Origin of the sequence: Bartonella sp. AD24XZML, from assembly GCF_042196485.1 — a bacterium.
Classification (GTDB): Bacteria; Pseudomonadota; Alphaproteobacteria; order Rhizobiales; family Rhizobiaceae; genus Bartonella.
This window is the reverse complement of the sequence record NZ_JBHIQH010000104.1, coordinates 25,013-48,965: the sequence shown is the minus strand read 5'-3', so window position 1 is coordinate 48,965 and position 23,953 is coordinate 25,013. Positions and strand designations below refer to the sequence as shown.

The window sequence follows — 23,953 nt, the reverse complement described above, 5'->3', positions numbered from 1 at the left end:
TTCTACCTTAAACATTTTTTTCAAGCCACTTACTAATGATATTCTCCAAAACGATTTGAATATTATCTTGCTTGATGTCATCAATGAGCTCAGAGATAAATCCTTTAATCAAAAGCGCACGAGCCGTTTTAAAAGGGATACCACGTGTCATAAGATAAAAAAGATAATCATGATTAATATTAGCAACTGTTGCACCATGACCACATGCAACATCATCAGCAAAAATCTCCAGTTCAGGCTTTGCATTAAATTCTGCATCATCTGAAAGAATAAGGCTATTACAAGCCATGCGTGCATCTGTTTTTTGCGCTTTTTGAGAAACACGTATTATTCCTTGGAAAACACCAACAGCCTTATCTGTAACCACATTGCGTATAATTTCGGTTGATGTTGATTTTTCTTCCACGTGACGAACAGTCATTGTAAGATCACTATGTGTTTGTCCTGATAATAAATTTATGACGCGTAATTGAAAATCAGATTCTTCTCCCTGTAATTCAATATCGATTTCTTGGCGATTTAATTGACTCCCTATATTAATGACATAAAGCGATAACTTCGCTCTTTGATCAAGAACAGCACAAAATCGACCAAATTGTGTAGAATTAAAATCACGATTGCGAATGAGAATCCACGTAACATCACTATCAGCAGCAACATTTAATGAAAATATTGAACTGACAAAGGTATCTTTATCATTGCCAACCTGATGTTCAATAAACATAACTTGACTATTTTTATCAACTTTTATATCCGAAAAAATATGAGATTGTCCCCCCATTTGTATATTTTGTAATTCAATGGGGATATTTAACTTTGTATTTTCAGGGATGTGAAAAAGCCAACCATCTGTAACAAAAGCTGTATTTAACTGTCCAATAAAATCTTCATCAGAAATGTTTTGATTTATCTGTACAGAATTATCTTCTAATGCGTTTGAAAGGCGTTTTACTGCAATGTTGTCTACCTTTGACTCTATCGATGTTTTCCCATTGTTTATGGAGAAAACAGCACTTTCTGAAAGCAATGCATCAACCAATTGATTGTCTTGAACTTTTGAAAAATTGCTAATAGACTTCAGTAAGGTACGCAGATTGGTATAATGCCAACTTTCTATTTTACGGGAAGGAAGCCGTGTCGTTTGAAACTGCTCAATAGTTTTCTTGCGGATTTCCTGTACAGCTTTATCACCAGGTAAGTGGTTTACATACTGATTAAAATTACTGAGTATATTTTCTTCAACCGTTAACAAGTTTTGCTGTGCATTCATATTTAATAACCTCAAACCGCTTCTCTAATAAGATCAGCATACCCATTTTGCTCTAAATAAAGCGCTAAGGATTTATCACCGCTTTTGATAATTTGTCCTTTATAAAGAACATGTACCGTATCAGGAATAATATAATTAAGCAGCCGTTGATAATGGGTAATCACCAAAAATGAACGTTTTGAATCCCGAAGTTTATTAACACCATCTGCAACAATTTTTAGTGCATCAATATCTAAACCAGAATCTGTTTCATCTAAAATGCAAAGTGTAGGTTCAAGAAGTGCCATTTGTAAAATTTCAGCGCGTTTTTTTTCTCCACCTGAAAAACCTACATTTAATGGACGCTTTAGCATATCCATATCTATTTCAAGTTTGGCTGAAACTTCTTTAACACATTTTATAAATTCAGGAATTTTAAGTTCTTCGTCACCTCGCGCTTTGCGTTGAGAATTCATCGCAACTTTTAAAAATTCCATTGTTGCTACCCCTGGTATTTCCATTGGATATTGAAATGCAAGAAAAACACCATATGCAGCACGTTCTGCTGGATCCATTTCTAAAAGTGATTGTCCATTATAGAGAATATCTCCTTCTGTTATTTCATAATCATCACGACCAGCAAGCAAATAAGATAAAGTTGATTTTCCGGCTCCATTTTGTCCCATGATAGCGGCAACTTCTCCATCTTGAACTGTCAAGTTTAAACCACGAATAATTTCTGTATCGGTTTCAGCAATACGGGCGTGCAAATTTTTGATCTCTAACATAATTTAATCCTGTTTTGGCTGTTTTTCAGATATCAATGCGTATTATTTTACCTTAGCATCCATCTACTTTTGTAATTACCATAGAGGTTATTTTTAGCATTATGTGCTACCGTTACAGCCTTTTTACATAAAGTCTTCTATTTATCTAATTAAATAAAATTATCCAACACTACCTTCAAGGCTAATACTAATAAGCTTTTGTGCTTCGACAGCAAATTCCATGGGAAGTTTTTGAATGACCTCTTTTACAAAACCATTTACAATTAATGCGATAGCTTCTTCTTCAGGAATTCCTCTTTGCATAACATAAAAAAGTTGGTCATCAGAAATTTTTGATGTTGTGGCTTCATGTTCAAACTGAGCTGTTGCATTTTTTGCTTCAATATAAGGAACTGTATGCGCACCACAATCATTTCCGATTAACAAACTATCACATTGCGTAAAGTTACGCGCATTTTGTGCTTTTCGATGAGCTGTGACTTGTCCCCGATAAGTGTTATTTGAAAAACCTGCAGAAATACCTTTGGAAATAATGCGACTGGATGTATTCTTTCCCAAATGAATCATTTTTGTACCAGAATCAATCTGTTGATAACCGTTTGCAACAGCAATAGAATAAAATTCTCCACGCGCATTATTACCACGGAGTAAGCAGGATGGATATTTCCAAGTAATCGCAGAACCGGTCTCAACTTGTGTCCATGAAATTTTAGAGCTATCACCTCGACAATCTCCACGCTTCGTCACAAAATTATAAATACCGCCCTTTCCATCTTTATCGCCAGGATACCAGTTTTGTACTGTAGAATATTTAATCTCTGCATTTTCAAGGGCAATAAGCTCAACAACAGCAGCATGAAGTTGGTTTTCATCACGTTGGGGTGCTGTACACCCTTCAAGATAAGAAACATAGGAATCTTCAGCGGCGATAATCAATGTTCGTTCAAATTGGCCAGTGTTGCGTTCATTAATCCTAAAATAAGTTGAAAGCTCCATAGGACAACGAACCCCTTTGGGAATATAAACAAATGAACCATCTGTAAAGACAGCTGCATTTAAGGCCGCATAATAATTATCACTTATAGGTACAACTGTTCCTAAATATTCTTTAATAAGCTCAGAATGTTCAATAATCGCCTCTGAAATAGAACAAAAAATCACACCAGCACGTGCCAGCTCTTTTTTGAATGTTGTTACAACAGAAACAGAATCAAAGACTGCATCAACAGCCACCTGCCCCGATACAGACATACTGTCATCAAAAGTGGAGGGATCAGACTGTTTTCTTACTCCTGCCAAAATCTCTTGTTCTTTAAGAGGAATGCCAAGTTTTTCGTACGTTGCTAATAACTCAGGATCCACTTCATCCAAAGATTTTGGTCCTGTATGATTTTTTGGAGCAGCATAATAATAAAGCTCCTGAAAATCAATTTTAGGATATTCAAGACGCGCCCAATGAGGCTCTTGCATTGTCAGCCAACGGCGGTAAGCTTTTAAGCGCCATGTTAGCATCCATTCAGGATCATTTTTTTTAGCGGAAATAAATTTGATAATATCCTCATTTAAGCCTTTTGGAGCTTTATCGGTTTCAATATTGGTTTCAAAACCATATTTATATTGGTCAACATCTATTTCACGTACTTGACGTATCGTTTCTTGTACTGCCGGCATAAATTTTCTCCATTTTTTGGCGTCAAAAACCGGTAACTAAAGTCTTGTTTTTTACAAGATTAAAGTAAGCAAGTTATCTCCTAGGCTATAGGTAAAGCGCAAAAATTTCAATCAAACTTATTTTATTTTTAAAATAATTCTAATTTTTATAACTTTCTGATGATAAATCTTCCCCTTTTTTCCTGCTTATAATTTGAGAAAAAAACGACAGAAAATCATCAATATCTTCAGAAGTTGTGCCACGCCCTAGCGAAATGCGAATGGCACCATTTGGAACATGATACCCCATTGCCTCCAACACTTTGCTTTGTTTTACTTTTCCCGAAGAACAGGCAGAGCCGGATGATAAAGAAAACCCTTCTAAATCAAAAGCAATTTGCATCGTTTCAGCTTTTATATTTTTCACGGTAAAGTAAGTTGTATTTGGCAAACGTTGAACTCTTTTGCCAAAAATCTCAACATTTTTACTTATTTTTTGTAGTCCAGCTTCTAATTTATTGCGTAAATATATTAACTGTTTTATTTCCTCCTGTGTGAAGCAATCAGTCATTGCTGCCCCAAAAGCAGCAATAAGGGGCAATGCTTCTGTTCCTCCACGGAGACCTTTTTCTTGTCCTCCTCCAATAATAAGAGGGTGTGGCATGAGAAGATTACCACATGAAACAAAAGCACCGATTCCTTTAGGACCGCCAACTTTATGTGCAGACAGTATAAAAAAGTCTCCTCCTAACTGATGAATATCCACAAAATTTTTATCTACATATTGTGTCAAATCAACTATAAGAGTGCCTCCTAAATCCCGAACAATAGCGGCGATTTCTGTTAACGGTTGAATAACACCCGTTTCACTATTTGCAGCTTGAATAGCAACAAGAGGTAAACCTTTTGTTTTATCGTGAACCGTTAAGAGTGATGTTAATTTATCTTGTTGTATGAGCCCATCTTGATCAACATCAATGACGCTTATCAATTCTTTAGAAAAACGTCCTCCCTCTGCAACAGAGGGATGTTCAGTCGCTCCAAGGTAAAGATGAGAAAATTTAACTTTTGCTTTCCCCATATTGTAAAAAGGTGTTAACAAAGTCATTGCGGCTTCACTCGCACCAGAGGTAAATACCACGTGATCTGGATCTGTTTTAAGATTTTCAGCGATTTGCCGACGGGACTTTTGCAACAAAGTTTTAGCGGCACGCCCTTCCTTATGAACCGATGATGGATTACCAAATATCTCTAAAGATTCCAGTAACGCTATCCGTGCCACTTTTTTGAGCGGTGTTGTTGCGTTATGATCAAAATATCGGCGTTTTATAACCATTTTACATCGCAATCATTAATCTTATAAATTGATTGAAAAAATAGCGCATTTTTCTTGAAAAGTGCACTAAAAAAAGAATATCTAGTAATTATTTAAGAGATTCTATGGTAAAAGTCGACCAGGGTCAAAGAGAGCATTTTATTGCATTAAGGAGCATTTTATGCCAGAAATTATTTTTAACGGTCCCGCGGGTCGGCTCGAAGGGCGTTATCAACCTTCACAACAAAAAAATGCACCCATTGCGATCATTTTGCATCCTCATCCCCAATTTGGTGGAACTATGAATCATAAAATTGTCTATGACCTCTTTTATATGTTCCAACAACGTGGCTTTACAACTTTACGTTTTAACTTTCGTGGTATTGGTCGTAGTCAGGGTGAATTTGATTATGGAATAGGAGAACTTTCAGATGCTGCTGCTGCTCTCGATTGGGTGCAAACACAACATCCAGACTCTAAAAATTGTTGGGTAGCAGGATACTCATTTGGAGCATGGATTGGTATGCAGCTTTTAATGCGCCGACCGGAAATTGAGGGATTTATCTCAGTTGCCCCTCAGCCTAATGTTTATGACTTTTCATTTCTTGCACCTTGTCCCTCTTCTGGACTTATCATTCATGGCGGTATCGATAAAGTTGCCCCTCCAAAAGATGTTCAAATACTTGTCGATAAATTAAAAACACAAAAAGGTATCATTATTACACAAGAAATATTGGAAGAGGCTAATCACTTTTTCAGTGGATGTCATGAAAAACTTATTGAACGATGTGCCCACTATTTGGATAACCATATCTCCAATGAACTTCTCGCTCCTCCTCCTGAAATACTTTCACTAACTTAGGAAAATACGATAGATTTATAAAAAATTAGCAAAAATCGTCTCTGATCATAACAAAGTAATTTTTTTAGTCTGCATTTAAAACTTTTCTAAATTTTATTCAGGATAGAAATGAGAATAACAGAACACCTTTTTTCTATTACTAAGAAGTTTCTTTTTTAGCGTAAAAAGGAAATAATATCTGTATTATTATCTTTATACTACCAATATGTCTCTTTCTCTTGTGAGGTGTGCGTCAGTTATGATAGATAACACATTAATAATTCATTATATAATCGCCTATTATATAAAATAATGCACTCTTAAATTAGGAAATTAAATCTGTGTTTGCCTTTAAATCTGATTTTTTACACATTATGAGCGAACGTGGTTTTATCCACCAAATTTCAGATGAAAAAGGCTTAGATGATCTTTTTTCCAAAGAAACTGTAAGCGCTTATACTGGATTTGACCCAACAGCATCGAGTTTACATGCTGGAAGTCTTCTTCAGATTATGATGCTTTATTGGTTACAAAAAACGGGTCATCGCCCCATTGCTTTAATGGGCGGAGGGACCGGATTGATTGGTGATCCTTCCTTCAAAGACGAAGCGCGACGCCTTCTGACACAAGATGATATTGCTGCAAATATTGATGGTATTAAAAAGGTATTTGCTAACTATTTGACATTCGGTGTCCGAGAAACCGATGCTTGTATTGTGAATAATGCTGAATGGTTATGCAATTTAAACTACTTAGAATTTTTGCGTGATGTAGGAAAGCATTTTTCTGTCAACCGTATGTTGTCATTTGATTCTGTCAGACTCAGACTTGAGCGTGAGCACTCTTTGTCATTCTTAGAGTTTAATTATATGATTCTGCAAGCTTATGACTTTGTTGAACTTTATAAACGTTATGGGTTGCGTATGCAAATGGGGGGCTCTGATCAGTGGGGCAACATTATTAACGGAATCGAATTAGGACATCGTTTAGGAACACCGCAATTATATGCGTTAACATCACCATTACTGACAACCTCTTCCGGTGCCAAAATGGGTAAATCATTGAATGGGGCTGTATGGCTGAATGCGGATAAGCTTTCACCTTATCAATTTTGGCAATATTGGCGCAATACAGAAGATGCTGATGTAACACGATTTCTAAAGCTCTATACTCCATTGCCGATGGATGAGATTCTTAAACTTTCTCTATTACAAGGAACTGAAATTAACGAAGCAAAAAAAATTCTTGCAACAGAAATTACAGCAATGTTGCATGGACGTGTTCTTGCTGATGCAGCAGCAGAAACGGCTCGCAAGACGTTTGAAGAAAAAACTCTGGGAGAAAATCTTCCAACTGTTGAAATTAATGCCTCAGAATTAAAAAAAGGTGTTGGATTGCTCACTCTTTTAGTACAAGCAGGACTCGCTAGATCTAATAGTGAGGCACGCCGACACGTTCAAGGTGGAGGTGTCCGTGTAAATGATCAAATTATTGAGGATGAAACACATCTTATTATTGAAGGGGATGTCAGTGCAGAAGGAACCATTAAACTTTCTTTTGGTAAGAAAAAACATGTTGTGATGAAACCAGTATAATCTTTTGCTGTTTTGTTTATGTTGTTCACGTCGAGCTTGTTCTTTCAATTCAATCGTTGTGATAGGGCGAGTTTTGTTAGGAAAATAAAGGTCTCTTCAAAACAATAATATTTCTAGAGAGTTGAATAGTTCTTTTCTTCTGTGTACTCTGATATCTTATACCTGTTACACAAAAAAGAAAGATGAAAACAATGACAAGACCAATGAAAGGTGCTCTTGCTCCTGATTTTACTTTGCCGCGCGATGGAGGAGAGACAGTGTGTCTTTCTGACTTTAAAGGAAAGCCTGTTGTTTTATATTTTTATCCAAAAGATGACACCAGTGGTTGCACAAGTGAAGCACTTGATTTCACAAAATTAAAGATGAAATTTGATGAAATCGGTGTTGCTGTTATTGGAATCTCTCCAGATAATGTAAAAAAACATGATAAATTTAAAATAAAACATGAACTTGATGTCATCTTGGTTTCTGATGAAGAAAAAACGACCCTCGAAGCTTATGGTGTTTGGGTTGAGAAAAGCATGTATGGACGCAAATATATGGGAGTTGAACGGAGCACTTTTTTAATTGATGCAAATGGAATAATAGTAGAAGAATGGCGCAAAGTAAGCGTATCTGGGCATGCTGAAAATGTTTTAGCTACTGCAACACTTTTATATCATAATGGTAACTTGTAAATTGAGTGTTTGATTTACCTTCAAAAGCAAAAGTTATTTCCCCTAATTGATTTTAGTTTTTCAATGGATTCAATTTTTACAATATATTGATTTATAAGGATAATGAATTGTTTTACATTTATATTAGTCCCCTGAATATCGCAAATTTTTCTTATTTCAGATTCTTCCTATCACTTGCAATATCATAAGCAGAATTAGCGTGTGAGAAAAAATTGAAGAAAGAAACAAGAAAATCCTCCTTTAAACCTTTAAAGTATCAAAGGCTATATAACATCACAGCATCAATAAAACGAACAGCTTAAGAAAAAATCTATATGGCTTGAAGGAAGGATATATAATTAACGAATATCCTCAATTTTTTTGTCTTGTCCATAAATGCGCCGTGCGAGTGCTGCCTCTATAAATGCATCTAAATTACCATTAAGTACGGATTGTGGATCCGTATTTTCAATTCCTGTACGCAAATCTTTGACAAGCTGATAGGGTTGAAGAACATAAGATCTAATTTGATGTCCCCATCCGATTTCTGTTTTAGAAGATTCAGCAGCATTGGTTTCTTCTTCTCTTTTTTTAAGCTCTTCTTCATAAAGCCGTGCACGCAACATCGACCAAGCCGTAGCGCGATTTTTATGTTGAGAACGTTCTGTTTGACATTGAACAACAATACCCGTTTTTATATGTGTGATGCGAACAGCAGAATCTGTCGTGTTAACATGTTGTCCTCCTGCTCCAGATGCACGATATGTATCAATACGCACATCTGCCTCTGAAACATCAACTTCAATATTGTCATCAATAACTGGATAAACCCAAATGCTCGCAAAAGAAGTATGGCGCTTTGCATTCGAATCAAATGGAGAAATCCGCACTAAGCGATGAACGCCTGATTCTGTTTTTAACATTCCATAAGCATTATGCCCTTTTACAAGAATAGTCGCTGACTTTATTCCTGCTTCTTCTCCATCATGAATTTCTAAAATTTCAACCTTCATTTCATGCTGTTCAGCCCATCGCATATACATACGTAAGAGCATAGAAGCCCAATCTTGGCTTTCTGTTCCCCCTGCTCCAGCATGAACTTCTAAATAGGTATCATTCGGATCTGCCTCTCCTGAAAAAAGTACGTCAATTTGCCTTTTATCTATCTCATTTTTAAGATTACGTATTGATCTTTCTGCATCAGCGATAATTTCAATATCACTTTCTTCTTCGCCCATCGCAATAAGCTCAATGCATTCTTCAAGTGTTTTTGTAAATGATAAAAGACCATTGATTGAATCATCGAGACGTTGACGCTCACGCATCATATCCTGTGCTCGTTGTGCATCATCCCATAATGATGGATCTTCCGCTTTTTGATTAAGATATTCAAGACGCTTTAGTGATTGATCCCAGTCAAAGATGCCCCCTTAGCAATTGTATTGCTTTCTGGATTTCATCAACTAATGTTTCTATTTCTGCTCGCATAATTTAACACCGTATTTTAAAAAACTCTTTTGGTTGTGTCTCTTAGCATTTTATACAAATTTAATAGCTGCTATCAGAAAATGGTACAATTCTATCACTCTATTTACAGAACCGACATTGTAAAAAAGAGATAAAAACCATGACTCATGGCAAAAGGAGATTTTGTCGATTAATACAGCCCACCTGTCCCACTTTCAAGTGCTTTGTTGACTTGTGGAGAAGTCGTTACTGCAGGAACACCTTCTTGAAAAGAATTTGTACTCCCAATAACTTGATATATATCAGCAGGACCAGTCCCTGGTTTAAATGCTTCTATAATGACATCTTGATCTCCTCTTTCGGCAAGCATTCCTGTTTTTCGATTAATTGGCATTAAAATCATACCCTTTGGCATCTTAAAGGGAACATCTGGCTTCCCTTTAAGAGCATCTGCCATAAAATCACCAAAAATAGGTGCAGCTAATGAACTTCCTGTTCCATTATATCCTAACGGAGCTGGTTGATCATAACCGACAAAAATACCAACGACAATGTCAGGAGTAAATCCCATAAACCAGACATCCTTAGAGTCATTGGTTGTTCCTGTTTTAGCGGCAATATGTCGATTAAGATAACGTAAACGTGCCGCAGTACCACGCTGAACAACCCCTTCCATCATCGAGGTAATTTGATAAGCCGTCATAGGGTCAAGAACTTGATCTCGCTCATCAATCAATGTGGGTTCACTTTGATTATTCCATGAATTCGTATTGCAATTTTCGCAAATACGATCATCATGACGATAAATTGTCTTCCCATAACGATCTTGAATTCTGTCTATCAGAGAAGGTTTAATAGAGCGTCCGCCATTGGCAATAACGGAATAAGCTGTAACCATTCGTAATACTGTTGTTTCGCCAGCCCCTAAAGCCATGGGAAGATAAGGCTGCAATTTATCTACGATCCCAAAGCGTTCTGCATATTCAGCGACAAGAGGCATTCCCATATCATTGGCAAGCCGTATTGTCATAAGATTACGAGAACGCTCAATACCATAACGCAACGTTGAAGGTCCTGCAAAGGTACCTCCATAATTTTTGGGTTGCCAAACTTCACCATTATATTGACGAACTTCAATGGGGCCATCTAAAACAACGGATGCTGGTGTATATCCGTTATCAAGAGCTGCTGCATAAACAAAAGGCTTAAAAGCAGACCCCGGTTGGCGATAAGCTTGGGTTGCACGATTGAATTCAGATGCGGCAAAAGAAAATCCTCCCACCATAGCAAGAACGCGCCCTGTATGAGGTTCCATAGCAACAATTGCACCTTCAACCTTTGGAATTTGTTGTAAACGATAAGTGTTGTTTGTATTGGATAGTTTTTCAACAAAAATAACATCCCCAACTTGCAGAACATGAGATAAGCTCTGAACAGTTTTTCGATAACCATTTTCTTTTACAACATGGAGTGCCCATTTTGAATCAGCTTCAGATAAAACAGCAATTTCCCGTTTTTTTGATAATATACCTGAAGCTTCGCGCTGTGGCTGTAAACCAATCTCTACTTTGTTGGGATTAGTAGAAAGAACAACAGCTAAACGCCATTCAGGAACATCACTTAGCCCTGTGATATCTGCAAGTTCTGTCCCCCAATCACCTTTCTCATCAATATGCGCATAAGCTCCACGCCATCCTTGCGCATGATCAAATCTAATTAATCCATCGTGTAAAGCACGTCGCGCAATAAGTTGTAAATGCGGATCAAGCGTTGTACGAATGGAAAGCCCACCTTCATAAAGTGTTTTAGCCCCATAGCGATGTATTAAACGACGCCGCACTTCTTCAGTAAAATAATCAGCTGCAAAAACATAGCTATCACTCCCACGCATTGTCGCTCCTAAAGGTTTAGCTTTCGCTTTTTCACCTTGTTCACGCGTTACATATCCATTTGCAATCATCCGGTCTATAACCCAATTACGCCGATCAATAGCACGTTGTGTATTCTTAAATGGATCATAATTTGCTGGCCCTTTTGGAAGAGCAGCCAAATAAGCACATTGTTCTAGCGTCAGATCATTGACGGATTTATTGAAATAGGTCAAAGAAGCAGCTGCTATACCATAAGTGCCACGACCCAGATAAATTTCATTGAGATAAAGCTCGAGAATATGATCTTTTGAATAAGTTTTCTCAATACGCATTGCTAAAATAGCTTCCTTAAATTTACGTTCTAACGTTGTTTCTGAACTTAAAAGGAAGTTTTTAGCGACTTGTTGCGTTATAGTTGATGCACCCTCTGGACGTCTTCCAGAACCAATATTACGAATATTATTGATCAAAGCTCGAGAAAGTCCTTCAGGATCTAAACCAAAATGATGATAAAAGTTTTTGTCTTCAGCCGAAATGAAAGCATTTATAACAAGCTTTGGTATTGATTGAATCGGTAAATAGAGGCGATGTTTTGTTGCAAACTCTGCCATAAGACGGCCATCAGAAGCATGGACACGGGTCATTACCGGCGGCTCATAAAGTGAAAGAACTTCATAATCAGGGAGTGCATTTGCTTGACCACTGGTCATAACACCCCACGTTATTGCACCATAAAGTCCAATAACAATAAAAAAACGAAGAAGATATCTTAAAAAAATCATCATAAAAACAGCTATCGCTTTCTTAAGAATTAATTAAAGAAAAAAATACGTTACTTCAAACACACCACGCGGATATCACCACAAGATTGAGATCAAGAGAAATTGTTTTCCATCTTTTATTTATACCAGAGTACACTAGAAGCCCATATTGATACTCTATTTTCTCATAAATTTAAAGAGGCTGTACCATTTTCTGCCTATAATCAGCAAATTGACGAATAGAATGAGCAATAGAGGCTGCCATTTGTTTTCTCCAATGAGGATCCTTTAATAACTTTTCATCCTCTTTATTGGATAAATAACCTATCTCTATCAAGACTGAGGGTATATCTGAAGCTCTTAAAACTTGAAAATTAGCATACCGATGTGGTTTATTAATCAAGTTAATATGATTCTTTGATAAACTTGAAATAACACTATTTGCAAAATTAACCGAAAATGTATGTGTCTCACGTCGTGTAAGATCCATCAAAATATCTGTAACTTCGAGCGTTTCATCTGCAGGCAAACCATCAAGCAAATCAACTTTATTTTCATTTTCAGCTAAAGATTTTGCAATGGCATCAGAGGCTTTATCTGATATGGTATACACTGTGGCACCGCGAAGAGAATGTAGATCAATCGTATCCGCGTGAATAGATATAAAAAGATCAGCATCAAACTCTTGCGCTTTTTTAACTCTTTCACTTAGTCTTAAAAAAATATTGGAATCTCGTGTTAAAGCAACGGTAATATGAGAATCCTTTTGTAATTCGTCTCGCAATGCACGCGCAAAGTCTAAAGTCACATCTTTTTCTAAAATTCCAGTAACCCCCCGCGCACCACCATCAATACCACCATGACCAGGATCAAGAACAACACGGAAATTATATGCTGGCATTAACTGTGTTTTTGTATCAAAATTGATCCTTTGCTGTTTTTTTAATATCTCATCAAATTTTTCTTGTGTACTTTTACGAATATCAATCAGCAACTGCCATAAACCATTATTTAATTTTTTTACGACATTTTTTTCAACTACAAAAGCCGTTTTACTTGTCAAAACAATGCGTGAAGTCTGTATGTCAGAGAAAGCATAACGCACATCTGAAAGCATAACGGATAATGTATTCCTTTTCTTTAAAGGCGTATTTTGCATCGAAAAGTCAATTGTAGGTAAATTGATAACCAAACGTGCTGGCCTGTCCAAAATCTGTAAACGAACATTTGGTTTTGAATTAAAAACCGCAATAATACGCGTATGAACACTATCACCAATGGTTCGAAAATTAATAAGTCTCAGAGGATCTGCGGCTTGAAGACTGGTTTGGAGTAGCAAAAAAGATAATAAAAAGTATGTGACGAACACAATAACATCCCCATAAGCTGTTTTCAGCTTTTTGGTAAAAAAAACTCTTATCATAAGCAAAATACTCTACATTACCTTTGTAATAATTTATCTTGGTTACATAAAACGATACACCAATTTATTATCTATTTTTCAATAAAAGCTAAATAAACACCTCAAAACGAAATTAAGGTCATAAAGATATTATAATTATACATGATTTACATTGTTACTTGCCAAACGCATGATATCAACATAAAAGAATATTTATGCTTCCTAACTGATAATAGTCATCTAAATTATCTGTAACTCATATTAAGTTGTCTTTAGAGGTTTTTTGTCTATTATGCGTTGAGACTTTTTTATGGATGAAAAATTTCTATGTTATAACATTAGGATTGCATTACTTAAGATTCGCTGGTTCGGATATCCGAACTGTTTTAAAGATTATTTTACCGGAGACTTTTAAGAAATATGAGTCATAAAAAACAGATGGAAATAATGATGAGAAATGGTGTAAATGCAGTCATGCCTTTGCACGTGGTGTTCCGTCCTGTTTTTCTGGTACCTCCCTTTTATGGCAGACAGCCTTTTATGTTTACGAATAGTTATGGCATTCGTTTGAATAAAATTGTGCATGTCGCCTTCAGGATATTAACTTATGTCAAACAAAATGCTTATAGATGCCTCCCATCCGGAGGAAACACGTGTTGTTGTTGTTCACGGCAACAAAATTGAAGAACTTGATTTTGAATCAGAACATAGAAAACAGCTCAAGGGGAATATTTATCTCGCACGTATTACGCGTGTAGAACCGTCTCTCCAAGCGGCTTTTGTTGAATATGGTGGAAACCGACATGGTTTTTTAACATTTTCTGAAATTCATCCTGATTATTATCAAATTCCCATTGCTGATCGCCTTGCTCTTCTTGAAGAAGAAGAAAAAGAAGCTGTAGGAGAAAATTCTGTAGATACCTTTACGGAAGAAGCAACTAAAAATAAAAAACGCTCCAGAAGAACAAAAAAAAGTGAAAAAAACAATGTTATAGCAGCCGATATTGAAAATGATATCACATCTGAAGCGATAATAATTGATAATACAGAAGAAGCATTAAATGCCAATATCTCTTATGATGAGATTGAAATGGTCGGTGCTGAGGACATCCGTGAAGAGCTCCCGATTTATCAAAGAAAACAAGGGCGCCAGTATAAAATTCAAGAAGTCATTAAACGACGTCAAATTTTGTTGGTACAAGTTATCAAAGAAGAGCGTGGTAATAAAGGTGCTGCCCTTACAACATATCTATCTCTAGCTGGTCGTTACTCTGTTCTAATGCCCAACACAGCACGTGGTGGTGGTATTTCACGAAAAATTACGAACGTACAAGACCGTAAGCGTCTTAAAGAAATCGTAAAAGAATTAGCCGTTCCAAAAGGTATGGGCGTTATCTTACGAACCGCTGGTGCCAATAGAACAAAAGCTGAAATTAAACGTGATTATGAATATCTTATGCGGTTATGGGATACTATTCGCACTTTGACACTCGAGTCAACGGCGCCATGCCTTGTCCATGAAGAAAGCAATCTCATCAAGCGTTCTATACGAGATCTTTATAATAAGAACATTAGTGAAATTCTTGTCTCTGGAGACCAAGGATATCGTGAAGCGAAAGACTTTATGCGTATGCTCATGCCAAGTCATGCAAAAGTTGTGCAACCTTACCGTGATCCTACGCCCATTTTCGCAAGAAATAATATTGAAATTCAACTTGATAAAATGTTGCAACCACAGGTTTCTTTAAAATCTGGTGGTTATCTTGTTATTAATCAAACAGAAGCACTTGTTGCTATTGACGTAAATTCTGGCCGCTCTACGAAAGAATTCTCTGTCGAAAAGACAGCCTTACAAACCAACCTTGAAGCTGCTGAAGAAGTAGCGCGTCAATTACGCTTGCGTGACCTTGCTGGTTTAATTGTGATTGATTTTATTGATATGCTTGAAGAACGCAATGTGAAGCTGGTCGAAAAAAAATTAAAAGATTGTTTAAAAAATGATCGTGCTCGTATTCAAGTAGGTCATATTTCACACTTCGGCCTTTTAGAAATGAGTCGTCAACGTATTCGCATATCGGTTTTAGAAAGTACGACACAGCCCTGCCCACATTGCGCAGGAACAGGAAATATACGTTCTGAATCATCAATTGCGTTACATGTCATGCGCTCAATTGAAGAATATCTTCTTCATAATTCGCAACATAATATTATCGTGCGCACCCCCGTAGCAACAGCGCTTTATGTATTAAATCATAAACGCAATATTCTTGTTAATTTAGAAGCTCGCTTTAAACTTAATATTAGTATTGAAGCAGATGATAGTATTGGAACACAACATCTTGTTATTTCTAAAGGCTCAATAGCAGAGAGAATTTCTCAATCTTCATTGGAAGATGACAATAAGCAAGAAATTGAAGATTCTGTTTTCATAAAAAGTGAATCTATTGAAAATCCTTCTCCCATTGAAACAAACCAAAAGCGTCGGCGTAAAAATCGTCACGGTGAAATTACTGATCATTCTCTCTCCAACGTTCATAAAAAAGAAGATACCTTGAATGATGATTCTTATCGTCGAGGACGTCGTCGAGGACGTCGTGGTGGTCGACGCAATCAAGATAATAGTTTTCATCAGATTCGCGTTCCTTATGCAGAACCAGTGGGAGATTTTGCTAAGCAAGCTTTAGCAGAAATTAAAGCAGCGCATCGCAAGCGTCGTGTTTCACCTGCTAAATCTTTTGAACTTGAAGAAACAAAGAATAATATACAAGCTCTAGATATACAACAACAGAGTGAATCTGAAAAAAATGATACAAATATTAAACCTAAAAAACGTAAAACACGTTCTTCAAAAGTAGTAGAAAATAAACTTTCTTTAGAAAATGATAAAAATATTGCAGAACAAAAATCTCTTGAAGAAAAATCTACAACCAGTTCGATGCGTAAAACTAAAACAAAAAAAGCAGACAAATCTATTCATGAGGTAGAAGATAAAGCTCTTGAAAAGAGTAAAAAATCAACACGTGGAACACGTAAAAAATCATCTTCTAAAGAGACAACGCAAATACAAAAAATATTAGAGCAAGAAACTGTAATCGAGATGGAGAAAGTTATCGAAACCTCTCCTTCCCAAATTGAAGAAACAATTAATCAACCCGTTGTTATTTCATCAACGCCTAATGATTCTTCCAAAACTGAACGTATTGGTTGGTGGAAACGCAGAATTCTTTCGAAAAATTAAGGATTAAAAAAACCGCCACAGAAAATTGTGGCGGTTCAAATAAACAATTATAGAAGACGTTTTGACCAACTTCTATGGTGTGGGTTTATTACTTTTGTTTTGCTTTTTCTTGCTCAGCCCGCATGCGCTCTTCAATTTCTTTTTGCTTTGATTGAATGGCTTGCTGCAGCTTTATTTGTTCTTGTTGGAAATCTTTTTCTTCCATACCAGGACCGGTATAGGCTGCTGTAAACCCATTAAGAGAAAATTCAATAGGATTAGCTGAACCACGGAAATTAACTGTGGTTACAACCATTTTTGTACCACTTTTCATAGCTGCTATAAGCTTATCATCTAAGACATCATTAGCAATACAACTTGGTCCATTACAAATAATATAAGGAATTTTTTTAGAGAACTCTTCACCAATTTTAATGTGAACACCTTCTGGCAAAAAACGACCTGTAGGTACTTGAATACCTATACGTTTCTCATTTTGCTTCCCTTTTATTTCAACAAGATTAAAAGCCGTTAAAGGTTGTCCCGTATTCGATAATACAGTATTCATTGTATTACAAATATCAACATCATGCTGCTTACTGCAAACTTTGTACCAACCTTGTGATAAAGTTTGCGCATTTGCAGAAATACCAGCTATAAGAAAAAGGGCAGCGGCTCCAACTAATACTGAAACAGCAGAATAAACATTTTTATGCGACATGATTAAGTTAATCCTTTCAACGCGCTCTTAAGTAACTTCAAAAAAATATTAAATATAATTCCAACTTAATTTATTAAATTATAATGAAATAACAATTAATTTTACTATTTTTAATTCAATATAAAAAAAAAAGTCAAATTTAGAGAAAAAATACGACGAGCCATTCTAATTTTTATACACTCATATCATTTCCCCTCTTCATCACATTGGTATTTGATGCAATCTATCCATAAAACACCTCTGTGCATTTAAAATAAGATTACACAAACGAATCAATATTGCAATGTTAATTAAAATAAACTCTGATACTACTCTAAAAAACTTACTAATTAAAATTTTTACATTTATTACTCTTCATGTTAAGCTTATAGAACATTAGCAACAAGTGTTGCAATGCATTAAGCTCCAAAATATCAGATAAGTTTTACAGTTTTCCTTATGTGCCTCGTGTGATACACAAAAACAAAATCATCTACGGTATTATTGAAACATTTGATGAATTAAAACCACTGATTGTCTAAAATTTCTGCCCTTGTTTATAAAACAATGGTGATACGCTTTGTAATAAAAATTTTATTTCTATAGCGTTTAACTAAATAGTTTAGTTTAAAAATACGCTACTAAAGAAGTGCTTTTTTCTTAATTAAACAACACATTTTCTTAGAGCAAAAATCTATAACTGCTGAAAATATTTTATTTATAATAAACTTTCTTAAAATATAATAACATATTAATTTATAATAATAATTTATCTTTTTTCTATTTCTATATTGTATGAAAGATCCTAATAGCGCAAACCTTTCTTATATTGAATCAATAAAATTTATCCACTTGTACATCACAAGCAGAGTTAGTTTTATAGATAAAACTACTGAACAAAGGGTTTCCCCCTATGAATCATCTCACGTGCCTAAAGCCATAATAAATTTATGCTTATATATTATACATCTATTATTGCACTTCTGTACAAATATCATCTCTCAGCTTTATAACGTGAATAAAAAATATAGCTTTTATCAATTTATTTTAAGTTATTTCTCAAATAAAATAATTTACTAAAATGATAAATTCTTTTCATCTTTTACAACATCAAAGATATAAATCGTTAATGATTTAAGTTTTGAGAAAAAATGAATTTAAAATATCATTTTGTTTTCCTATATAACACAACTTAGAGCTATAAAACATCTCTCTTATCGTATTAATAAAACAAGATTTAAGATATGAAATGTATCGTCATTAAAATAATTAAACAGAGAAAAATATTAAGCTCCTTACAAACTTTATCGAGCATAAAAAGAAAACATTAAAAAGATATATGAGTTTATTATTTAATATATATATTAAAGCTTATATGATAAGAATAATAGATAATATCTTATGTGTATAAATTACTTTATTATAAATAATGATAAAAACAAAAAATTAAAATATATTTTACTAACATATTTAAACTATTATTTAGTATATTATCTTAATTTCTCTGTATTTGTATAATTAATTTTTTAATTGAATAATTCTTCAACATGAGAACGCATACGATCTATAATATTCTTTTTCTTGTTTGGCAGCATTATATTATGTACTTCTTTAATGGTTCTACAAAGCTCAGGTGCATTTTTAACAAACCAATTATCTCCTGTAAGACTATTTTTTATATCGTCAAATATTTGTTTTTCATAACTATAAGAGCCATCTGTTAGTAATTCTTTAATATCCCTGACTAAACTAGGACTTATTGAATTATTTGCGCCTTTAGCCCAACTAAAATCTTTATCTTTCCAATCAAAATCTTTGCGCAAAATAGCACCTATATCACTCTGCAATATATCCGCTAACGTGTTGCAAGCAATAATAAACATGAGATAATTTTTCATTATCTCATTATCACCTCCACTTTTCTCATTCATTCCCCATTCATTAAACATTTGAGTTTTTTTTAAATAATCTTTTGTTTTAATCAACTTTTCTTCATACACCCCTACTTCGTACTCTCTCGCTATATGTATTCTAAAGATAATTTTTTGTTTTTTTTCAGCTAGATCCTGTAATTTCGAACCAAGATTATAATATTCATTCTTCAGAGTTTTCAGTTTTTTGTATAGCTTATTCCGTTCCTGCAAACGCTCATAGTACTCTGCTTTAGAAATATTTTTTTCCCAAATGTTCAAATGAGACATACTTTCTTCAATAAATTGTATGCTCTCTTTAATATTCTTTCTTTTGTTTTTTAAATGTTGGTATTGTTCATCAGAAGATAACTCAGCGTGAGCGTTTTTTACGCCATATATCAAAGTGAGTAATAAAAAAACGATAATTAGACACTTTTGTAATGAAGAAAGCATGCTATCTTTACCTAAATTTTTTCTTTCTAAAAAATTTACAGGAGCTTATTAGCTTATTATATGCAAGTGCTATTTAATGCGGTTAAACCATCTAATCTATTTTCTTCATTATATCAATACGTATATAATAAAAACCAAATAAATATATAAAGGGTTCTTTATTATAAACTTAAATTTTATTCTTATACAAAATCAATAACTTTTTGTTTTTATAGAATAATTTTATAAAAATAAGTAATAGTTCTGAAATAATAAAGATATTTTTTAAACAGAATGTTGTCCTGCCATTTCGACAAGCTGTGTCATAATATTCGCTGCTCCAACAAGCCTTTCATCCGCTGTGGACCAATTACGAATAAGAGCGATACTTTGATCTGGACGAATTTTTGCCATCGAACCTTGTTTTCCAACCCACTGAACAAGAGCAACACTATTTGCGAAATAGTTATTACGAAACTGTATAACAATCCCCTTTGGTCCTGTATCTAATTTCTCTACATGCGCTTTTCGACATAATGTTTTGATATAAAAGACTTTAAGAAGGTGTTGAACCTCAAGGGGTAAAGGACCAAAGCGATCAATTAACTCCGCTGCAAATTCATCAATTTGTTCTAAATCATCAAGTTCTGTTAAACGATGATAAAGTCCCATACGTAATGATAAGTCAGGCACGAAACTTTCTGGTATCATCACTGTTGTACCAAGTGAAATTTGAGGAGACCATTGATTATCTTCATTTAGCTCTCCATCTTTTAATTCAGCAACAGCTTCTTCAAGCATTTTTTGATAGAGTTCAAATCCAACTTCTTTGATATGCCCCGATTGCTGTTCACCTAAAAAATTGCCTGAACCGCGGATATCCATGTCATGGCTTGCCAATTGAAACCCGTCCCCTAAGGTATCAAGAGATTGTAAAACTTTAAGACGACGATCGGCAGCAGCTGTTAAGACTTTACCAGCAGGAAATGTAAAGAGAGCATAAGCACGTTGTTTTGAACGCCCTACCCTACCACGTAACTGATAAAGGGCAGAAAGGCCAAACATCTCAGCACGATGCACAATTAGGGTATTGGCTGTTGGAATATCAAGCCCCGATTCAATAATGGTTGTTGAGAGCAGCACATCATATTGTCCATCATAAAATGCATTCATGATATCATCAAGTTGTCCAGCCGGCATTTGTCCATGAGCCACAACGAATTTCAGTTCTGGCACATGTGTTTTGAGATATTCTTCTACAAAAGCCAGATCAGAAATACGAGGACAAACATAGAAACTTTGTCCACCACGATAATATTCTCGAAGCAGGGTCTCTCGTATAACAAGTGCATCAAAGGGTGAAATAAAAGTACGAACCACCATTCTATCAATGGGGGGTGTTGTTATCAATGAAAGTTCACGTACACCCGATAAAGCTAACCCTAAAGTGCGTGGTATGGGAGTTGCTGAAAGTGTGAGAACATGAATATCACTTTTAAGCTCTTTTAAACGCTCTTTATGTTTGACACCAAAATGTTGTTCCTCATCAATGATAAGAAGGCCTAATCGTAAAAAATTAACTGCACCACTTAATAATGCATGGGTTCCAATGACAATATCGATTGTACCATCTGAAACACCTTTTTTTACTCGTGCAAGTTCTTTCGCTTTTACAAGCCTTGAAGCATGTCCAATTTTAACCGGTAATCCTTGAAAACGCGAAATAAATGTTTTGTAATGTTGACGTGAAAGCAAAGTTGTTGGTACAACAACCGCAACCTGATATCCATTTAATGCTGCAACAAAAGCACTTCGAATGGCTACTTCAGTTTTTCCAAAACCAACATCACCGCATATCAAGCGATCCATCGGCTTGCCTGAGGCTAGATCATCCAAAACAGCATCAATTGCATTCATTTGATCTTCCGTTTCTTCATAGGGAAAGCAAGCAACGAACTCATCAAATGGTCCAATTGGTGGAAGTAAAGCAGGCGCAGCACGAGTCATACGCTCTGCAGCTATACGGATTAATTGCCCTGCCATTTCCAATAAATGTTTTTTAAGCCGAGCTTTACGTGCTTGCCAAGCAACACCTCCTAATTTATCTAACGTTACCTCTGTTCCTTCTGAGCCATAACGTGAGAGAAGCTCAATATTTTCAACAGGTAAAAAGAGGAGATCACCTCCAGCATATTTAATTTCAAGGCAATCTCGTAAAATTCCAGTGGTTGTGATGGTTTTAAGACCAACAAATTGGCCAATACCGTGGTCGATATGCACAACAATATCACCAGAATTTAAAGCAGAAACTTCAGAAATAAAATTTGTATTATTCTTACGCCGCTTTGGTGATCTGATGAAGCGATCACCTAGGATATCCTGCTCTGCTATAATAGCTAAATCTTCAGCCTCAAAACCATGTTCTATCATGATAACGGCTGCTAATATATGATCTCGTGGTGTTGCTTTGACAGTTTGCAAAGATTTTACAACATCTATTTTTTTTAATCCATGCTCGTCGAGAACTTGTACTAAACGATTCAGAGATCCTTCACTCCAACACGCTAAAAGCACTTTTTTGCCCGCAGAGCGTAAAGATGCGATGTGATCAATAACACTTGAAAAAACGTTTTTTTCCTGCGCATTACGCTCTTTTACAAAATCATATCCTTGTTTAACATTGGTGTGAATAACAGTTTGTTCCAAACTTTGTGGAATATTAAAAGGCGAAAAATCAATACACTGTGAAGATTGTTGTACACATTCCAAAACACGCTCTGGCGTTAAATAGAGAAGACTAGGGTCTATTGGATGATAAGAAGTAGAATTTTCTTTATCATTTTCGCATTCTTTGCGCGCATTATAATAGTCTTCAATAAGACGATAGCGCTCAATGAAGACTTCTTCTATGAGATGCTCAAAAACTATCGGTAAGTTGCCACAATGGTCAAAAAAGCTATCAAGGTTTTCATAAAAAAATGGAAGCCAATGTTCCATACCAACAAAACGCCGACCTTGAGAAATTGCTTCATAAAGCATGTTATTTTTTTGTGATACACCAAATGTACGGGTATAATTGCTTTTAAAACGGCTGATGCGTTCTGGTGTAAGAACAATCTCACTCATTGCCTGTAATAAAAGTTCAGTTTTTTGGCCTGTTGTCCTTTGACTTTCTGGATCAAATACGCGGATACTTTCTAGGGTATCTCCAAAAAAATCAAGGCGTAAAGGTTCAACATCCATCGGAGAAAAGATATCAAGTATTCCTCCTCTTACAGCAAACTCACCAACATCACGGACAACCGTAACGCGTTCAAAACCATTGGTTTCTAGAAATTGAATAAGATTTCCCATGTTATTGCGCTGGCCAACACGTGCGTGAATAAGCTGAGCTTCTATCATTTCACGAGGAGGCAACTTTTGCATAATTGCATTTGCTGTTGTTAATATAATTGCAGAATATGGATCTTTCCGTAAATTTGCTATATGTGCTAATGTTGATAGTCGACGTGCCATAACAGCAATTCCTGGTGATACGCGATCATAAGGCAAACAATCCCATGCAGGAAATTGAAGTACGGGTAAATTGGGTTCAATAAAATTTAAAACTTGTTGTAAATGCGCAATTTTTGTTCCGTCACGGACAACATAGATGAGCGGTTTATCTTGTGCAATTTCTGAACTTAATTTAGCAAGCGCAAAGGCTTCAAATCCATCAGTAACGCCATCTAAAATCATACGAACAGAATTATTTTTGGGAATAACAATTTTTTTAAATATAGGCATCGGATTAATAACTTAAGCAAGTACGATAATTGGCAATATCACGGAAAAGTGGACTATCAACTTCAGAGGGGGGCAAAATTTCTCCAGTAATCCATGTGAGTAAATCACGATCATCAAAAGACATAATATACTCAAGCTCAGAGAGCGTTTTATCATTCATCTTAGTGATATGAGCATCAACATAATGTCCAAAAATGAGATCCATTTCACGAATACCGCGATGCCATGCACGAAAAATCAATCGACGACGACGAGCATCTAATTGATTTTTGTCAACGACAAAAACTGTCATAAAAAATCTCCTTGAATA

Annotated in this window: 15 protein-coding genes; 4 read left to right on the top strand and 11 right to left on the bottom strand. The window is 35.4% G+C overall.

Features of this window, described 5'->3' with window-relative positions:
- Window positions 1–7: 7 nt before the first annotated feature.
- From sufD to ACFIMX_RS09175, 4 genes are all read right to left on the bottom strand, one after another.
- Window positions 8–1,270 (bottom strand): Fe-S cluster assembly protein SufD, encoded by a 1,263-nt coding sequence (gene sufD / locus ACFIMX_RS09190; protein WP_375694372.1) that lies wholly within the window; start codon window positions 1,268–1,270, stop codon window positions 8–10.
- 11 nt (window positions 1,271–1,281) lie between these two features.
- Complete coding sequence (gene sufC, locus ACFIMX_RS09185) at window positions 1,282–2,037, bottom strand: Fe-S cluster assembly ATPase SufC (RefSeq protein ID WP_375618156.1); 756 nt, start codon at window positions 2,035–2,037, stop codon at window positions 1,282–1,284.
- Between the two features lie 159 nt (window positions 2,038–2,196).
- Window positions 2,197–3,708 carry a Fe-S cluster assembly protein SufB gene (gene sufB / locus ACFIMX_RS09180; protein WP_375694371.1) on the bottom strand — a complete coding sequence of 504 codons (1,512 nt, stop codon included), beginning with the start codon at window positions 3,706–3,708 and terminating at the stop codon, window positions 2,197–2,199.
- Between the two features lie 139 nt (window positions 3,709–3,847).
- Window positions 3,848–5,023 (bottom strand): cysteine desulfurase family protein, encoded by a 1,176-nt coding sequence (locus ACFIMX_RS09175; RefSeq protein WP_375618157.1) that lies wholly within the window; start codon window positions 5,021–5,023, stop codon window positions 3,848–3,850.
- Between the two features lie 160 nt (window positions 5,024–5,183).
- Here ACFIMX_RS09175 and ACFIMX_RS09170 point away from each other — a divergent pair, with 160 nt between their 5' ends.
- The 3 genes from ACFIMX_RS09170 to ACFIMX_RS09160 all read left to right on the top strand — a co-directional run bounded on the left by ACFIMX_RS09170 (window position 5,184) and on the right by ACFIMX_RS09160 (window position 8,115).
- Complete coding sequence (locus tag ACFIMX_RS09170; protein ID WP_375613441.1) at window positions 5,184–5,864, top strand: alpha/beta hydrolase; 681 nt, start codon at window positions 5,184–5,186, stop codon at window positions 5,862–5,864.
- Between the two features lie 320 nt (window positions 5,865–6,184).
- Window positions 6,185–7,438: a tyrosine--tRNA ligase gene (gene tyrS, locus ACFIMX_RS09165; protein WP_375618158.1), complete on the top strand. Its 1,254-nt coding sequence runs from the start codon at window positions 6,185–6,187 to the stop codon at window positions 7,436–7,438.
- A gap of 191 nt (window positions 7,439–7,629) precedes the next feature.
- Window positions 7,630–8,115, top strand: a complete 486-nt coding sequence (locus tag ACFIMX_RS09160; protein WP_375611894.1) for a peroxiredoxin — start codon at window positions 7,630–7,632, stop codon at window positions 8,113–8,115.
- Between the two features lie 338 nt (window positions 8,116–8,453).
- Here ACFIMX_RS09160 and prfB read toward each other — a convergent pair.
- The 3 genes from prfB to ACFIMX_RS09145 all read right to left on the bottom strand — a co-directional run bounded on the left by prfB (window position 8,454) and on the right by ACFIMX_RS09145 (window position 13,616).
- Window positions 8,454–9,582, bottom strand: a protein-coding gene (gene prfB / locus ACFIMX_RS09155) for a peptide chain release factor 2 (RefSeq protein ID WP_375694370.1) whose coding sequence is annotated in 2 segments (ribosomal slippage) — window positions 8,454–9,512 and window positions 9,514–9,582 — 1,128 coding nt in all. Because the reading frame shifts where the segments join, the coding sequence is not laid out codon by codon here.
- A gap of 169 nt (window positions 9,583–9,751) precedes the next feature.
- Entirely contained in the window at window positions 9,752–12,217 is a 2,466-nt protein-coding gene (locus ACFIMX_RS09150) for a penicillin-binding protein 1A (protein ID WP_375694369.1), read from the bottom strand.
- Window positions 12,218–12,386: 169 nt separating this feature from the next.
- Window positions 12,387–13,616 (bottom strand): N-acetylmuramoyl-L-alanine amidase, encoded by a 1,230-nt coding sequence (locus ACFIMX_RS09145; RefSeq protein ID WP_375694368.1) that lies wholly within the window; start codon window positions 13,614–13,616, stop codon window positions 12,387–12,389.
- Between the two features lie 586 nt (window positions 13,617–14,202).
- Between ACFIMX_RS09145 and ACFIMX_RS09140 the strand changes: the two genes are divergently transcribed.
- Window positions 14,203–16,833 carry an Rne/Rng family ribonuclease gene (locus ACFIMX_RS09140; RefSeq protein WP_375694367.1) on the top strand — a complete coding sequence of 877 codons (2,631 nt, stop codon included), beginning with the start codon at window positions 14,203–14,205 and terminating at the stop codon, window positions 16,831–16,833.
- Between the two features lie 88 nt (window positions 16,834–16,921).
- On the opposite strand, the gene ACFIMX_RS09135 is transcribed toward ACFIMX_RS09140, so the two are convergent.
- The 4 genes from ACFIMX_RS09135 to ACFIMX_RS09120 all read right to left on the bottom strand — a co-directional run bounded on the left by ACFIMX_RS09135 (window position 16,922) and on the right by ACFIMX_RS09120 (window position 23,935).
- A complete protein-coding gene (locus ACFIMX_RS09135; RefSeq protein WP_375618164.1) occupies window positions 16,922–17,533 on the bottom strand; it encodes an invasion associated locus B family protein in 612 nt (203 codons plus the stop codon).
- Between the two features lie 1,505 nt (window positions 17,534–19,038).
- Window positions 19,039–19,878 carry a hypothetical protein gene (locus ACFIMX_RS09130; RefSeq protein ID WP_375694366.1) on the bottom strand — a complete coding sequence of 280 codons (840 nt, stop codon included), beginning with the start codon at window positions 19,876–19,878 and terminating at the stop codon, window positions 19,039–19,041.
- 264 nt (window positions 19,879–20,142) lie between these two features.
- Window positions 20,143–23,643 carry a transcription-repair coupling factor gene (gene mfd, locus ACFIMX_RS09125; RefSeq protein WP_375694365.1) on the bottom strand — a complete coding sequence of 1,167 codons (3,501 nt, stop codon included), beginning with the start codon at window positions 23,641–23,643 and terminating at the stop codon, window positions 20,143–20,145.
- A gap of 4 nt (window positions 23,644–23,647) precedes the next feature.
- Window positions 23,648–23,935 (bottom strand): succinate dehydrogenase assembly factor 2, encoded by a 288-nt coding sequence (locus ACFIMX_RS09120; protein WP_375618167.1) that lies wholly within the window; start codon window positions 23,933–23,935, stop codon window positions 23,648–23,650.
- Window positions 23,936–23,953: the final 18 nt, after the last annotated feature.

What these genes read in the sequence shown, in the direction of transcription:
- sufD (WP_375694372.1), bottom strand. Translation starts at nt 1,270, where the DNA reads ATGAATGCACAGCAAAACTTGTTAACGGTTGAAGAAAATATACTCAGT.
- sufC (WP_375618156.1), bottom strand. Translation starts at nt 2,037, where the DNA reads ATGTTAGAGATCAAAAATTTGCACGCCCGTATTGCTGAAACCGATACA.
- sufB (WP_375694371.1), bottom strand. Translation starts at nt 3,708, where the DNA reads ATGCCGGCAGTACAAGAAACGATACGTCAAGTACGTGAAATAGATGTT.
- ACFIMX_RS09175 (WP_375618157.1), bottom strand. Translation starts at nt 5,023, where the DNA reads ATGGTTATAAAACGCCGATATTTTGATCATAACGCAACAACACCGCTC.
- ACFIMX_RS09170 (WP_375613441.1), top strand. Translation starts at nt 5,184, where the DNA reads ATGCCAGAAATTATTTTTAACGGTCCCGCGGGTCGGCTCGAAGGGCGT.
- ACFIMX_RS09160 (WP_375611894.1), top strand. Translation starts at nt 7,630, where the DNA reads ATGACAAGACCAATGAAAGGTGCTCTTGCTCCTGATTTTACTTTGCCG.
- ACFIMX_RS09150 (WP_375694369.1), bottom strand. Translation starts at nt 12,217, where the DNA reads ATGATGATTTTTTTAAGATATCTTCTTCGTTTTTTTATTGTTATTGGA.
- ACFIMX_RS09145 (WP_375694368.1), bottom strand. Translation starts at nt 13,616, where the DNA reads ATGATAAGAGTTTTTTTTACCAAAAAGCTGAAAACAGCTTATGGGGAT.
- ACFIMX_RS09140 (WP_375694367.1), top strand. Translation starts at nt 14,203, where the DNA reads ATGTCAAACAAAATGCTTATAGATGCCTCCCATCCGGAGGAAACACGT.
- ACFIMX_RS09135 (WP_375618164.1), bottom strand. Translation starts at nt 17,533, where the DNA reads ATGTCGCATAAAAATGTTTATTCTGCTGTTTCAGTATTAGTTGGAGCC.
- ACFIMX_RS09130 (WP_375694366.1), bottom strand. Translation starts at nt 19,878, where the DNA reads ATGCTTTCTTCATTACAAAAGTGTCTAATTATCGTTTTTTTATTACTC.
- mfd (WP_375694365.1), bottom strand. Translation starts at nt 23,643, where the DNA reads ATGCCTATATTTAAAAAAATTGTTATTCCCAAAAATAATTCTGTTCGT.
- ACFIMX_RS09120 (WP_375618167.1), bottom strand. Translation starts at nt 23,935, where the DNA reads ATGACAGTTTTTGTCGTTGACAAAAATCAATTAGATGCTCGTCGTCGT.